Genomic DNA, 12,046 nt, shown 5'->3' with positions numbered 1-12,046 from the left:
GCTTAGGTATTCTTTATCGCCCACAGCTGTTGGCATTGATGAGATCAACTCATTTGAGGTAATCAGATTCCATTTTTTTTACCTGTTCGAGCAGACTTAAATTTACCTTTGTCGATAATTGATGGTGCCTTGCTCTTTGCACCACATAACCATTAATCGACTCAATCTCTGTCTTTCTCTTGTTCAGGACATCTTGATGCATTGATGAGAAGTTGGCCGCTGTCAGCCCTATAACCTCGTATACCCGGTTAATGAGCGCTGACTTATCGAGTTCGATACCATCGGCTGAAGCGACCTCTGCTAACTCTGTAACCGTTGCAGAGATTTGGTTGCAATATTGCTCTTCGGCTAATTTTCCATTGCTACAGTTATGTATCGCAGTGAGAGGGTTGATGGCCGCATTGATGGCGAGTTTGTGCCAGAGCGAAGGTAAAATCGGCTCACACCATTGGCTGTTTGGAATGGCGCTCAACAAGCGTGTTCTTAACTCTTGGCTTAGCTGAGGACCTGTGAGATGTCCTAACTGAGTACTTCCCGAGCCGGTTTGTTCTATGTGCCAGCGTTCGTGCTTAAGCGCCGCCTGAGAGGTGGTTCCTAAACTTAACCCTTGCCCATGGAGAAGCTCAGGTACCTCGAGATGAGGGCCCATACCGTTATGAAGCAATATGATGTGACATTTTGGGGATAGCTTATCTATGATAGATCTTATTGCGTCACTTACTTGATAGGCTTTGACACAGACGATGAGGAGTCGAACCTGTTCAAGTAGTGGGGACACACTCTTAGGCGAGGCCAGTATGGCTGTCGATTTGGTTACCTGGCCATCTAAAGCGGTAAAGGTGACTATCTTTTGCCGTTCATTTTCTCTGGCGATGAGTAGGGGGGCATTCCCGTCGGTGAGTAGTTGTTGGTAGATGAGCTGACCTACGGCGCCGGCGCCCAGAATCGCAATCTTTTTTTCATCGACTAGTTGTTGACCCATGGATGCACTCTATTGTTTCAATCAAATTAGTTTATTCGGATTCAGTGAGCTTAGCTGCACGGAAATAACGAAGGTAGCTCCAATGGCACAGATAGAACAGCATGACTCCGGCCATATCGGCAATGAAGTCGCCGACCGATGCGCTGCGATAAGGCAGCGTGGACTGAACCAGTTCAATGAAAACAGCATAACCGGCAAGAGTAATAGCCAGATATTGCCATCTGGGCTTGAACGCTAAGTGGGTCAGGTAAGAGAGACAGAAGAAACTACCAAGGTGCCCAACTTTGTCCATATGAGGGATCAGTTGAGGGTAGTTGGGCCTGGAAAAAACCAGGTAACTGATGACTATCAGGGCTATGGCCAGCGCCAGTTTAAATATGTTTCGTCTTGATATCACTATGTCGATGGAAGTTTTGTTGTTTGTGCCATCATAGAAAAATGGTGGCAGATTGTCACCAAGAATATCATCCATAATTTGCAGTTAAGCAAAGATGTACTCTCGTTGATAAGGCTTCATATTTACTCCAGATACGGTAAACTAACCCCACAAAAAATACTGTAATAGGACACTAAAATGCCTTCAATGGATATTGTTTCTGAAGTCGATGAAGTTGAGCTGCGAAATGCCGTAGAAAACTCAGTACGTGAACTGAAGAGTCGTTTCGATTTTCGTGGTAAGGAAGCGAGCATCGAGTATAAAGACCATGTGGTCACGCTATCGGCTGAAGATGATTTTCAGTGTCAGCAATTAGTCGACATACTACGCATGCAGATGAGTAAGCGTAGTGTCGATCCGGCTTCCATGGATGTCGATGAAAAGGCGCTGCATAGTGGCAAGACTTTCTCTTTAAAGGTGCGCTTTAAAGAGGGCATTGAAACCCTGATCGCTAAAAAGTTAGTCAAGATGATTAAAGACAGTAAGCTGAAGGTTCAATCATCTATTCAGGGTGATTCGGTGCGTGTTACCGGTAAGAAGCGCGACGATCTGCAAGCCGTCATGGCATTGGCTCGTGAGTCTGAATTAGGTCAGCCATTCCAGTTCAATAACTTCCGTGATTGACTCTTAGTCGCTAGCCTGTAACGTTAAAGCCCTCATTATGAGGGCTTTTTTGTTTTATAGGTGTTTACCGAAAAGGTTAAGTCTGCCGCTCGGCCGAGCTATGGGACTCGTCATTTTTTGTTTGTAGCTCCTGCTTTAATCTCTCATCATGTCGCGTTCGCCTGTCTACCAAGAGCACTAACCATAGAACGGGTAAGCCGATAATACTGGCGCCAATGAAGAAGTTCACATAACCGTAGGCATCGACGTAGGCACCCGAGAAGCCCGCGATAAATTTAGGGAAAAGTAACATTATAGAGGAGAGTAGCGCGTATTGCGTGGCACTGTAGCCACTGCTGGTCAGACTCGAAAGGTAGGCAATAAAGGCCGCAGTTGCGATACCTGCACTGAAGTTATCGATGGAGATGACGACCGTTAACAGGGGGACGTTGTATCCCACCACCGCTTGGTAGGCAAACAATAGGTTCGTGACGGCGACAAGCAGGGCACCGACAAAGAGTATCTTCATCGTACCGTAGCGAGCCAGCAGCACGCCACCAAATCCAGCCCCGACTAAGGTCATAATCAGGCCATAAATCTTGCTGATGGCGGCAATTTCCGCTTTGGCAAAACCCATGTCGACGTAAAAGACATTGGCCATGATCCCCATGACGATATCAGATATGCGATAACAGGAGATGAGCAGTAAGATCAATATGGCGTTGCGACCATAACGTTTAAAGAAGTCCATGAAAGGCAATACACTGGCGGTATATAACCAAGATAGCGTACCAGCCACAGGTTTAGGGTAACGAAGGCTCAGATCCTGTTTTAGCTTTTGCTCCAGCTCATCGGCTTGTTTATTCTCGACTTCAGGCTCTTTGCTTAAGAGAGTGGTGAGAATACCTACCGACATGAGTCCGGCCATGATGAGGTAAGCCGTCTGCCAGGAGACTAGGTTGTATTCGTTATTCCCCGGGTCAACCCAGGCGGCAATCGTCAAGGCCCCTGCAGTGGCGAAAATCATGGCACTACGATAACCAACTTGATAGGCGGCCGCTAATGCAGCCTGCATCTTCTCCGGAGCGGATTCGATACGAAAAGCATCGATAACGATATCTTGTGTGGCCGAGGCAAAGGCGACCATTAAGGCAAACAGGGCAAGGCGTTCCAGATCTTGCAGCGGATCGCTAAAAGACATGCCTAAAATGGCTGCGACGAGCAGCATCTGTGCAAATAGCATCCATCCTCGTCGCCGTCCGAGTAAGCGAGTCAAAATAGGTAACGAGAGTCTATCGACCAGAGGTGACCAGGCCCATTTGAAGCCATAGGCGAGGGCTATCCAGCTGAAATAACCTATTGCGGTTCTGTCGATGCCCGCCTCTCTAAGCCAGAATGAGAGGGTCGAAAAAACCAGCATTAAGGGTAAGCCTGCCGAAAAACCAAGAAATAACAGAACCAAGACTCGCTTATGACAGTATATGGAGAGCGCATCTTTCATGCGGGAATAATTTGAGCCTAACGCTGGTGACATAGATACATTTCAAGAGGGTCATTAATGCTAGCTTAAGGGGGGGAGTCGTTTGGTTCAAGATAAAAATAAAAAAGCCCAGACAAGTTTGTCTGAGCTTTTACTGCCGTAAAACATAAAGTAAGAATAAAACAATCATATAAATGATTTCAGTTTTATACCCGTTAAGAGTTAGGTCTATTCCCTATGCATCCCTTAGGTATTTGGCCGCCTATGCTCAGATAATCACAGCATTCATCAATCTGCTTACGCAGGTATTGATTACCACGTATCATCCAATCCGGCCATTTATCAAAGGCATGTAACAAGTGCCAGAACACTCTCTCCATATCTGTTTGCGCATCACCTTGATGATTGAACTGTTGCCACTCTTCAAGGACGTCCCATAAATATAGCTGGACTTCATTAAAAGCGAGCTGATCGCTCAGAAACGCTTTTCCATACTCGGCCAGCTGGGGCGCTTTTTTATCGATGAACTCATCTGGGGTCATCGGTTCGCCTCCTTAATTACTGCCTAGTTAGTATAGGACGATAAATAAGTGCTTGGGGGATATTCTGTTAAAAATATTGAACTATTACTTTCGGGGAAGTAGCGTCGCTTTCTTTAAGATGATCTCATCTATAGGAAAGTCGGGCCAGTCCAGTTTTGAGTTATGTTCTGTTGCAACGCCAGCCATGGCCGCAAGTACCTCTTCCCCCTCGGCTACTTCGCCAAAAACCGCATAGCCCCAGCGTCTGGAGGAGGGATCAAGTCGTTCATTATCACCTACATTGAAGTAGAATTGGCTGGTGGCCGAATGAGGCTCGTTATCACGGGCCATGGCGATAGTGCCGAATGAATTTGATAGACCATTTCCCGATTCGTTAACTATAGGTGCATCGTATGGCTTCTCCTCCTGTTTGAGATTTAATCCACCTCCCTGAACAACGAAGTCGGCGATAACCCGGTGAAACAAGGTATTATCATAGTGTCCCTTCACAACATAGGTCAGAAAGTTATCAACTGTGATGGGGGCTCGCGTTCTGTCTAATTCGACAACTATCTTTCCCATGCTGGTGTCGAGTTGTACTTGCGGGTAAAGGGTATCGGGCTGAATGTCGACGGCAACCGCTGCCTGGCTTAAACAGAGTATGAGTAGAGCATTAATCCAACGGATCATGGGGCTTCCTTGTTCTTGTTGTATCTATAGTCTTATGCGAGTTTTTATTGATTGGTATTACTGTTGAATAAACTGGTTCAGTTCAGGATCATTAATAATATCGCCGCTCAATTGACCGAGAAGTTTATTTATCTCAAGTTCTAAGGTCGCAAAATCGGCACTAAACGGGCCCGATAGTGTTCCGCGAGCCGTGTAACGTTTAGTGAGCTCTTGGGTACTGTTTTTAGCGATCACATTGATGATGATGTTGCTCTTAGCCTCGAATCCGAAGGTGCTCTCATTGACGTCAGTCAGTAACTGCTCCAGTTGAAACTGTATATGTTGAACCGCACTGGGGTCTACCTGATAACCCGCTTGAGTGAAGCCCTTACGAAAGACGGCGTCTATCTGCCTTCTTGGTGCTTCAGAAGGGCTGACAAGTTTGGCCGCATCGCCTTCGTTGTTGAAGCGCACAATAAAATTGGCTGAGCGCGTATCTATCGTCTCTATGGCCAGATTCTGTCGCGACTGAGTTTGAGGCTGTACATGCGGAACTTGAGGCTCCAGGGCTATGTGACTTGGCGTTTGAGTCGCGCAACCACAAAGTGTGATAGCGGCGGTTAATAATAAAAAGAGACGTTTCATTTTCTGGATTATCTTTATTCAAAATTGCGGAATGTGGTGGCATCAGCATACCAGAATTGCCATTCGATGCCATCGTCTTTGCCTGTGCCACCCAGACCCCTGTATCTCTCCCAGTTTCTTATACCGATTGGTGTTAATGTCTTAGTTAGAGATCCTTCACGCTATTTCAGAATTATGCTTTAAATTTTACTTTCATCACGTTAGGCATCGCGTTAGAGTAAAATTTGATAAATGCTCTGGGGGCTAACGATGACGGCAAGCGGTTCAAAGGTGATAAATATCGAGAGTCAGACCGCTCCCGAGTGCTTGATGTCGAGTCATGGAGCCCCACTCTTTGGTCATTTTGATGGCCCGGTGACCTCCTTGGGTCTTGAGCAATTCAATTATTTTAATGAAATGGATAAACCCGCCTCGAGGCTGAGTCGCTACTTTAACTATAAGCAGTTTCAATTTATTAATATCGTCACTCCCCGTTTCGTCATTGGTGTTGCCATTGCCGATATTCGTTATGTGGGCAGTGCATTTTGTTATCTCTATGACATCAGTAAAAATCGGCTCAGCGAAACGACCTGGTTGAAGCCATTGGGCAGAGGGTATGAATTGACGCCCTCTCCCATGTCAGGCGTTGCCAAGATGGCTAGCAGGAAAGCTAAAGTCTCCTTTACGATATCTGAAGGTGTGTGGCATGTGTCCATTGCGACGGCCAATATTAAGGCTGAGATCGATCTTGATGCCCCGGTATTGAGCTTACCTATGGCCATGTGTAACCCGACCGGTTATAGCGGCTGGACTTATACGCAGAAGCATAACGGGCTCAAGCCTTCCGGGGAGCTCACCATCGACGGTGAACCTCAGCCTTTGAACAATGCATTAGCCGGCTATGATTTTTCCGCAGGGTATATGCGCCGAGAGACGAGTTGGCGCTGGGCCAGTATCAATGCTCATACCCATGATGGTGTCCTGGGACTTAATTTAGCTGCAGGGGTCAATGAAACCGGCGGTAATGAGAATGTCTTTTGGGTTAACGGTGAACGGCATCTGTTAGGGCCGGTGCACTTCAATTTTCAACGGGCAAGCGGAGTTGAGAGTCACAGGCAGGCCCAGACTTCATGGCGTATCTATTCGGATAATGGTCAGGTTGAATTGAGTTTTAATCCCGTCAACTGCCGGCAAGAGAAGCTTAACTTATTGCTGCTAAAGAGTAATTTCAGACAATATCTGGGGTTCTATTCCGGCTATATTATCGATAATTTTGGTAACAAGCATCTACTCGATAATGTACTGGGACTCACCGAAGACCATTTCGCTCGCTGGTGATTGAGAAGTCCGGATTATCCCGATTTCCCCCTGCTTCTATGACCAACATAAACCTTCCCTATTTTCGACCATGCCGTTTATCTTAAGACCTTTGCCACCTCATTTCGTCACCGGATATTCTGCATTTTTTACCATCTCAGCTTTGTTCAGCTTAGGTACAGCTTCTTTCTCTACAGTTGTGCGGTACGACTGTTGCTCAGTTGTTTTGAAATTGGTTGTGAGTTAACGAGTGTATCGTTTTGTTTCTGGCAGTCTAATGGTATTAGATAGCTGGCTCGAATGAAAGTTAAGGTATTATAAATTAAGGGAATATCATGAAAAGATTGTTGTTGGTGATCGGCAGTTTATTAAGCGTGGGCGCTTACGCCGGTGATTCAAATCATATCGTGGGAGGCAGTATTGGTTATGGTGTACAGGATTTTGAATTCGAATCCGGGCAGGAAACCGGCGGCGAGGACAGTTTCGCCATCGATGCGTATTACCGCTATATGTTTAATGAACACTTCGGTATCGAAACCGGACTATTTGGTGGTACGGGTGGTGTAGCGTCGGTGTTTACCGGTTTGTTTGGCGGAGTTGATAACATCAGCTATAAAGGCATACGAGGCGCATTTTATGGCCAGGTTCCACTCTCAGAGAGTAACCACCTCTATGCAAAGCTTGGTGCCAGTGCTAATCGGCTCAGTTACGATGTTTCACGTGCGTTTAGCAGTGACGTGATCAAGAGTGTCGAAAGCAGCGGTAGCGACTTTTATGGCGCCGTGGGGTGGGGGATACGGTTTCAATCTGGAATAGGCATGAATATCGAGTATCAATATGTGCCGGTTCAAGAGCTGAAGGTACAGAATTTTAATATTGGTATGAGTTACCGCTTCTGAATATAAGCGCTTGAGTGCTCTACCTTTGCACCGTCATTCTGAACTGGTTTCAGAATCCAGACTTTAGCACTTTATTCATGGCTACTTTAGTGACGGCAGGCAGGAGGAGTAACTACCTTCCTGCCTTGTTGTTTCTTTAACTTTTCTAAATTTTTTATTTTCGACCCTATCGTTTTACGCCGCCATAGAGTGAGCTTTGTGGATTAGGCGTGTCGGACGAGCTTTCCCCGTTTTCATGGGGCTCGGCTTTCTTACTTATCTTCTGCGCCTGCAAAATAACAAACTTACCGTTAGAGGCGACTGTGGTGCAGTTTTTAAAGATACGCTGCAGTTTCACGTGATAAGCCAGGTGGCGGTTACCCACGACATGCAAGATGCCGCCATTTTTAAGTGCTCGCCAGGACTGGAGAAACATCTGCCAGGCGATGTGGTCTGTGATCGCTTCACCTTGATGAAAAGGAGGATTACAGAGGATCAGTTCGGGGCGAATACCTTCATTGAGATGAGTTAAACAATCATCCCAGCCAAAGGTGGCTTGCTCGCCGACAAGACCCAGTGTATCTAATTTATTCAATGCCCAGTTCTGTCTCGCCGATTCAACCGCCATCTCTGAATCGTCCACAAAATGAATATAGGCCTGCGGAAAGAGTTGCTTGGCATTGAGCCCCAATACGCCATTTCCGCAGCCCAGGTCGATAATCGATTTGAAGTCACCCTTAGGCATGTTGTCGAGCATGATGCGGGCACCAATATCGAGCTTGCCGGAAGCAAAAACATTGCTGAGATTGGTGATATTGAGGTTTAAGTCAGGAATCGACCATTGGCTTTCTGTCGGGAGGGCGCGTACTTTGCCGTCGGCAGTACAGGTGATAACACGGGTTTTTTTCCAGGTCAGACTGGCGCTCGCCGGGCCCAGATTTTTAGCAAAAAGCTCAAGTAAAGATTTGTTGATCGATTTGGCTTTAGCGCCTATCAATACCTGAGTACCTTCTGGCAGGACCTGAGATAAACGGTTGAGCTGGTGGGCAAAATAGCTGAGGTTCTTTGGTAATTTCATCAATACCAACTCTATGGCACCGGGTATATTTTCACGACTGTTTAGCCACTGAATATTATCTGAGCTGAGTGTGTTATTTTCTAAGTTTTGTACAGTGCCTAATTGACTGGTTTTAGCGTCGGTTTCGACGGCTAATGGCCATTGTGATTCCATCGAACGCAGGCATGCTGTCAGTGCTCCGAAATTATCATTGATGATAGCCGTAGCAACAGGCACTTGTTCAGTCTCTTTAAGGTGTTTAATCAGGTGTTCATCGGCCGCATCCCAAGCCTGTAAATTCGATTCCTGATTTTTAGGATAACGAGTTAATTCTAGCTCGATACCTTCGACTGAAAATTGTGTTGTCATATGCCAAACTGCACCAATAAAATAAGGGCACGTATTATCGCAGATTTAGGCTGCAAGGTACATATGACTATTGCTTGTGGCTGGTATAGAGCTTATCGGGTTGAGGGATTGGAGAATGAGATGAAACAACAAGGTTTGGGATTAGGTGCTCCTCAAGACTCAGGTGTTAACGCCCCAGAGGCACCGATTAAACTTATTCGGGGCTACCTTAACGAAGCACAACAGACAGCCTTATTGGAGGAAGCGAGTGCTTACCCTCTGTCCAGCCCCATTATCAAGATCTATGGGAAGCAACATGCCATCCCAAGAGCGCAAGTTTGGTTCGGTAATGAAGGTTGTGACTATCTCTATTCAGGCCTGTTCATTGAAGCGTTGCCATGGCCGAAATATGCACGTCTGCTACAACAAAAATTGAAGCGTGACTTTGGTTTAAATGCTAATGGCGTCCTGGTCAACCGTTATGCTGATGGCAGTGATTCTATAGGCTGGCATAGTGATGACGAGCCCGAGATAGCTAATGGCAGTGATATTGCTTCTGTGACGCTGGGGGCGACACGTGACTTCTTTATTCGTCATAAATCAAGTCATCATAAGATTAATATTTCGCTGGAGAGTGGCGATCTCTTGCTGATGCAATGGCCGATGCAGAAGGAATGGGAACATAGCCTGCCTAAGCGAATGAAGGTTATGGAGCCCAGGCTTAATTTTACCTTTAGGACCTTAGTTAAAGATTTCCATAAAGAGATCACAATGGACTGAAAATATGTGCCAATATTAGGTTAGGTGACTTATCTACTTTTATGTAATTCAGATCTCAATGTTAACCAAATAAATATTCTAAGCTCAATCTGATAGAAGTAAGTATTGAAGGTCATTCTGTTCGTTTTTAGCATAAGGAGTATCAAATGAAGAAGCTGTTTATTACCACCGTAATAGGGCCGATCTCACCGGGTATAATCAAGTCTTTAGCTGAAGTGACTCGTAGTTTTGCTGGTGAGTGGTTAACGAGTAAAGTGATAAAAGTGGATGGCCATTTTTCGGCCATGATGAAAGTAGCTATCGCTCCGGAAGCTGAAGCTGAGTTGAAAGCAAAATTTGAGTCAGAGTTTACCGCGCTGCGCTTTTTCTTCGACGATGTTGTCACTGCGGCCGAAACGGTATCCACGGCGTTACATCTGACCCTCGATTGTGGTGACCGTGCCGGTTTGACCCGGGATATTGTCGATGTACTCTCTAATTTAGATTTAGTTATTGAACATATGGAGTTTAATCGGGTACATGTGTCCACGATAGGGCAAACCGTTTTCTCTTCTACCTTGAATCTTGCAATACCGGAAGGGATAAGTACCGAGAGTGTTGTTGAGTTGCTGGAAGGCGTGAGTGAGGATGCAAGGGTCTCAATTTTATAAAGGTAACGGTCTTATAAAGGGTCATAGCCTTATAGTCGTCACTGCTTAGCCTCTTGAACACAGGGGGAGCAAGAGAAATGAACACCGGGACTTAAATATAGGAGCTTGAACATCGGGCCTGAACATAGGGGAAGAGTGGGGGGAGTTGACCTTTCTCCCCCTAAGCAGTAATCTGCCGCCATAGCATTTATGTATCACTGAGAATATCGTTATGTCAGTAGAACAGATCATTACCGAAAAACTCACCGCGGCTCTGTCTCCATCTCACTTAGAGGTGATTAACGAGAGTCATAATCACCATGTGCCACCGAATTCAGAGACACACTTTAAGGTGATCATTACCTGTGGCTCATTTGAGGGCAAACGTTTATTAGCACGTCACCGTGCGGTAAATGAGGCTTTAGTGACTGAGTTTGCGAATGGTTTACACGCACTATCTATGCATACTTTTACGCCGACAGAATGGGCAGAAGAAGGCGACCTACCAGCCTCGCCGAAGTGTAAGGGCTGATAGTACTGCTAGTAATAATAGTACTGATGTAACAAGGGCCATAGCGTTTATCGCCATGGCCTTTTCTATTTTTGGATCTCGTCCAGAGATGAGGTGAATCTTTATTTGGCGTTTAACTTTTTACTCATCACTCACTTCTAACCACTCGCTTCGTATTTTCGATTCTCCATTATTTATTCTTTGCACTTATTCAGAGCCCTTATTTCGCTCACCCTGACAAACACGCATCGATTAGCACTGGTTGAGAGCGGCGATAAACAACATATACCTGATAACTGAACAGTATGAAAAGTAGTACAAAGTATGTGCTAGTATGCAGCTAAACAGTGTAAATACATAAGAAGACGGATGTGCGTTGCTGATACCATTATCATCAACGCCACAACACTTGGAGACTAGATATGCCCTTACTTGATAGTTTTACTGTTGACCATACCCGCATGCAGGCCCCGGCGGTTCGAATTGCGAAAACCATGAAAACCCCAAAGGGTGACGTCATTACGGTTTTCGATCTGCGTTTTTGTGTACCTAATAAAGAGATATTAAGTGAAAGAGGCATTCATACTCTGGAACACCTTTATGCCGGGTTTATGCGTGATCATTTAAATGGTGATTCTGTCGAAATTATCGATATCTCCCCAATGGGCTGTCGTACCGGCTTTTATATGAGTCTGATTGGTACTCCGGCAGAAGCTGATGTCGCCCAAGCCTGGCTTGCTTCTATGAACGATGTATTAAAAGTCGCAGAACAAGCTCAGATCCCCGAATTAAACGAATATCAGTGCGGAACATTTGATATGCATTCGTTAGATCAGGCTCAGAGTATCGCTCGTTCAATTATCGCTGCAGGGATCACTGTTAATAAGAATGATGAGTTGAAATTGAGTGACGAGATACTGAACGGTTTATAAGCAAGATAATACCTAAATAGATAAAAAAAGCGGCTTTGCCGCTTTTTTTATACAGAAATTCTGTTTGAAATAATCAGCCAAAAAAATCATGAGATTAGTAGGTTAGACCTATTTTATGTGCTTAAGTCACAATTGCGCTGTTCAAATAGTAGCCAGTCGAGATGCTTAAGTTGGTCAATTAGTGAGCGGTTAAACTTAAGTTAAAAATTGTTTAAAATTTATCTATTTAAGGGGAATCATCTCTTTTAAATGCCTGATAACCTTGCTAGGTCAGGGGCT

14 protein-coding genes are annotated in these 12,046 nt (G+C 45.4%); 7 read left to right on the top strand and 7 right to left on the bottom strand.

Annotation, left to right across the window (positions count from 1 at the left end; genetic code table 11):
• Window positions 1–49: 49 nt before the first annotated feature.
• Together SSED_RS17990 and SSED_RS17985 are read right to left on the bottom strand one after the other, a co-directional pair.
• Window positions 50–982 (bottom strand): ketopantoate reductase family protein, encoded by a 933-nt coding sequence (locus SSED_RS17990; RefSeq protein ID WP_012143779.1) that lies wholly within the window; start codon window positions 980–982, stop codon window positions 50–52.
• Window positions 983–1,013: 31 nt separating this feature from the next.
• On the bottom strand, window positions 1,014–1,454 hold the full coding sequence (locus SSED_RS17985) for a VanZ family protein (RefSeq protein WP_012143778.1): 441 nt from the start codon (window positions 1,452–1,454) through the stop codon (window positions 1,014–1,016).
• 102 nt (window positions 1,455–1,556) lie between these two features.
• On the opposite strand from SSED_RS17985, the gene SSED_RS17980 reads away from it, so the two are divergent.
• Window positions 1,557–2,042 carry a YajQ family cyclic di-GMP-binding protein gene (locus SSED_RS17980; RefSeq protein ID WP_012143777.1) on the top strand — a complete coding sequence of 162 codons (486 nt, stop codon included), beginning with the start codon at window positions 1,557–1,559 and terminating at the stop codon, window positions 2,040–2,042.
• Window positions 2,043–2,118: 76 nt separating this feature from the next.
• Here SSED_RS17980 and SSED_RS17975 read toward each other — a convergent pair whose 3' ends face one another.
• The 4 genes from SSED_RS17975 to SSED_RS17960 form a co-directional block, all read right to left on the bottom strand.
• Window positions 2,119–3,555: an AmpG family muropeptide MFS transporter gene (locus SSED_RS17975; RefSeq protein WP_012143776.1), complete on the bottom strand. Its 1,437-nt coding sequence runs from the start codon at window positions 3,553–3,555 to the stop codon at window positions 2,119–2,121.
• Window positions 3,556–3,716: 161 nt separating this feature from the next.
• Window positions 3,717–4,043 carry a hypothetical protein gene (locus SSED_RS17970; RefSeq protein WP_012143775.1) on the bottom strand — a complete coding sequence of 109 codons (327 nt, stop codon included), beginning with the start codon at window positions 4,041–4,043 and terminating at the stop codon, window positions 3,717–3,719.
• Between the two features lie 84 nt (window positions 4,044–4,127).
• Window positions 4,128–4,712 (bottom strand): peptidylprolyl isomerase, encoded by a 585-nt coding sequence (locus SSED_RS17965; protein ID WP_012143774.1) that lies wholly within the window; start codon window positions 4,710–4,712, stop codon window positions 4,128–4,130.
• Between the two features lie 57 nt (window positions 4,713–4,769).
• The gene (locus SSED_RS17960; RefSeq protein ID WP_012143773.1) at window positions 4,770–5,336 is read right to left on the bottom strand and encodes a YajG family lipoprotein; all 567 of its coding nucleotides are present in this window, start codon (window positions 5,334–5,336) and stop codon (window positions 4,770–4,772) included.
• Window positions 5,337–5,585: 249 nt separating this feature from the next.
• Here SSED_RS17960 and SSED_RS17955 point away from each other — a divergent pair, with 249 nt between their 5' ends.
• Both SSED_RS17955 and SSED_RS17950 read left to right on the top strand, forming a co-directional pair.
• The gene (locus tag SSED_RS17955) at window positions 5,586–6,653 is read left to right on the top strand and encodes a DUF2804 domain-containing protein (RefSeq protein ID WP_012143772.1); all 1,068 of its coding nucleotides are present in this window, start codon (window positions 5,586–5,588) and stop codon (window positions 6,651–6,653) included.
• 314 nt (window positions 6,654–6,967) lie between these two features.
• On the top strand, window positions 6,968–7,531 hold the full coding sequence (locus SSED_RS17950; protein WP_012143771.1) for a porin family protein: 564 nt from the start codon (window positions 6,968–6,970) through the stop codon (window positions 7,529–7,531).
• 166 nt (window positions 7,532–7,697) lie between these two features.
• Here the strand turns inward: SSED_RS17950 and SSED_RS17945 are convergent, their stop codons facing one another.
• Window positions 7,698–8,936: a methyltransferase gene (locus SSED_RS17945; protein ID WP_012143770.1), complete on the bottom strand. Its 1,239-nt coding sequence runs from the start codon at window positions 8,934–8,936 to the stop codon at window positions 7,698–7,700.
• A 120-nt stretch (window positions 8,937–9,056) separates the two neighbouring features.
• On the opposite strand from SSED_RS17945, the gene SSED_RS17940 reads away from it, so the two are divergent.
• The 4 genes from SSED_RS17940 to luxS all read left to right on the top strand — a co-directional run bounded on the left by SSED_RS17940 (window position 9,057) and on the right by luxS (window position 11,767).
• Window positions 9,057–9,695 carry an alpha-ketoglutarate-dependent dioxygenase AlkB family protein gene (locus tag SSED_RS17940; RefSeq protein WP_041421782.1) on the top strand — a complete coding sequence of 213 codons (639 nt, stop codon included), beginning with the start codon at window positions 9,057–9,059 and terminating at the stop codon, window positions 9,693–9,695.
• Between the two features lie 146 nt (window positions 9,696–9,841).
• Entirely contained in the window at window positions 9,842–10,345 is a 504-nt protein-coding gene (locus SSED_RS17935) for an ACT domain-containing protein (RefSeq protein ID WP_012143768.1), read from the top strand.
• A 211-nt stretch (window positions 10,346–10,556) separates the two neighbouring features.
• On the top strand, window positions 10,557–10,856 hold the full coding sequence (locus tag SSED_RS17930) for a BolA family protein (protein WP_012143767.1): 300 nt from the start codon (window positions 10,557–10,559) through the stop codon (window positions 10,854–10,856).
• A gap of 401 nt (window positions 10,857–11,257) precedes the next feature.
• A complete protein-coding gene (gene luxS, locus SSED_RS17925; protein ID WP_012143766.1) occupies window positions 11,258–11,767 on the top strand; it encodes an S-ribosylhomocysteine lyase in 510 nt (169 codons plus the stop codon).
• Window positions 11,768–12,046 lie beyond the last annotated feature (279 nt).

The sequence above is a fragment of the Shewanella sediminis HAW-EB3 genome, from assembly GCF_000018025.1.
Taxonomy (GTDB): Bacteria; Pseudomonadota; Gammaproteobacteria; order Enterobacterales; family Shewanellaceae; genus Shewanella; species Shewanella sediminis.
This window is presented reverse-complemented; position numbering and strand designations above follow the sequence as displayed.

What these genes read in the sequence shown, in the direction of transcription:
- luxS (WP_012143766.1), top strand. Translation starts at nt 11,258, where the DNA reads ATGCCCTTACTTGATAGTTTTACTGTTGACCATACCCGCATGCAGGCC.
- SSED_RS17980 (WP_012143777.1), top strand. Translation starts at nt 1,557, where the DNA reads ATGCCTTCAATGGATATTGTTTCTGAAGTCGATGAAGTTGAGCTGCGA.
- SSED_RS17990 (WP_012143779.1), bottom strand. Translation starts at nt 982, where the DNA reads ATGGGTCAACAACTAGTCGATGAAAAAAAGATTGCGATTCTGGGCGCC.
- SSED_RS17935 (WP_012143768.1), top strand. Translation starts at nt 9,842, where the DNA reads ATGAAGAAGCTGTTTATTACCACCGTAATAGGGCCGATCTCACCGGGT.
- SSED_RS17960 (WP_012143773.1), bottom strand. Translation starts at nt 5,336, where the DNA reads ATGAAACGTCTCTTTTTATTATTAACCGCCGCTATCACACTTTGTGGT.
- SSED_RS17940 (WP_041421782.1), top strand. Translation starts at nt 9,057, where the DNA reads ATGAAACAACAAGGTTTGGGATTAGGTGCTCCTCAAGACTCAGGTGTT.
- SSED_RS17975 (WP_012143776.1), bottom strand. Translation starts at nt 3,555, where the DNA reads ATGTCACCAGCGTTAGGCTCAAATTATTCCCGCATGAAAGATGCGCTC.
- SSED_RS17970 (WP_012143775.1), bottom strand. Translation starts at nt 4,043, where the DNA reads ATGACCCCAGATGAGTTCATCGATAAAAAAGCGCCCCAGCTGGCCGAG.
- SSED_RS17985 (WP_012143778.1), bottom strand. Translation starts at nt 1,454, where the DNA reads ATGGATGATATTCTTGGTGACAATCTGCCACCATTTTTCTATGATGGC.
- SSED_RS17945 (WP_012143770.1), bottom strand. Translation starts at nt 8,936, where the DNA reads ATGACAACACAATTTTCAGTCGAAGGTATCGAGCTAGAATTAACTCGT.
- SSED_RS17930 (WP_012143767.1), top strand. Translation starts at nt 10,557, where the DNA reads ATGTCAGTAGAACAGATCATTACCGAAAAACTCACCGCGGCTCTGTCT.
- SSED_RS17950 (WP_012143771.1), top strand. Translation starts at nt 6,968, where the DNA reads ATGAAAAGATTGTTGTTGGTGATCGGCAGTTTATTAAGCGTGGGCGCT.
- SSED_RS17955 (WP_012143772.1), top strand. Translation starts at nt 5,586, where the DNA reads ATGACGGCAAGCGGTTCAAAGGTGATAAATATCGAGAGTCAGACCGCT.
- SSED_RS17965 (WP_012143774.1), bottom strand. Translation starts at nt 4,712, where the DNA reads ATGATCCGTTGGATTAATGCTCTACTCATACTCTGTTTAAGCCAGGCA.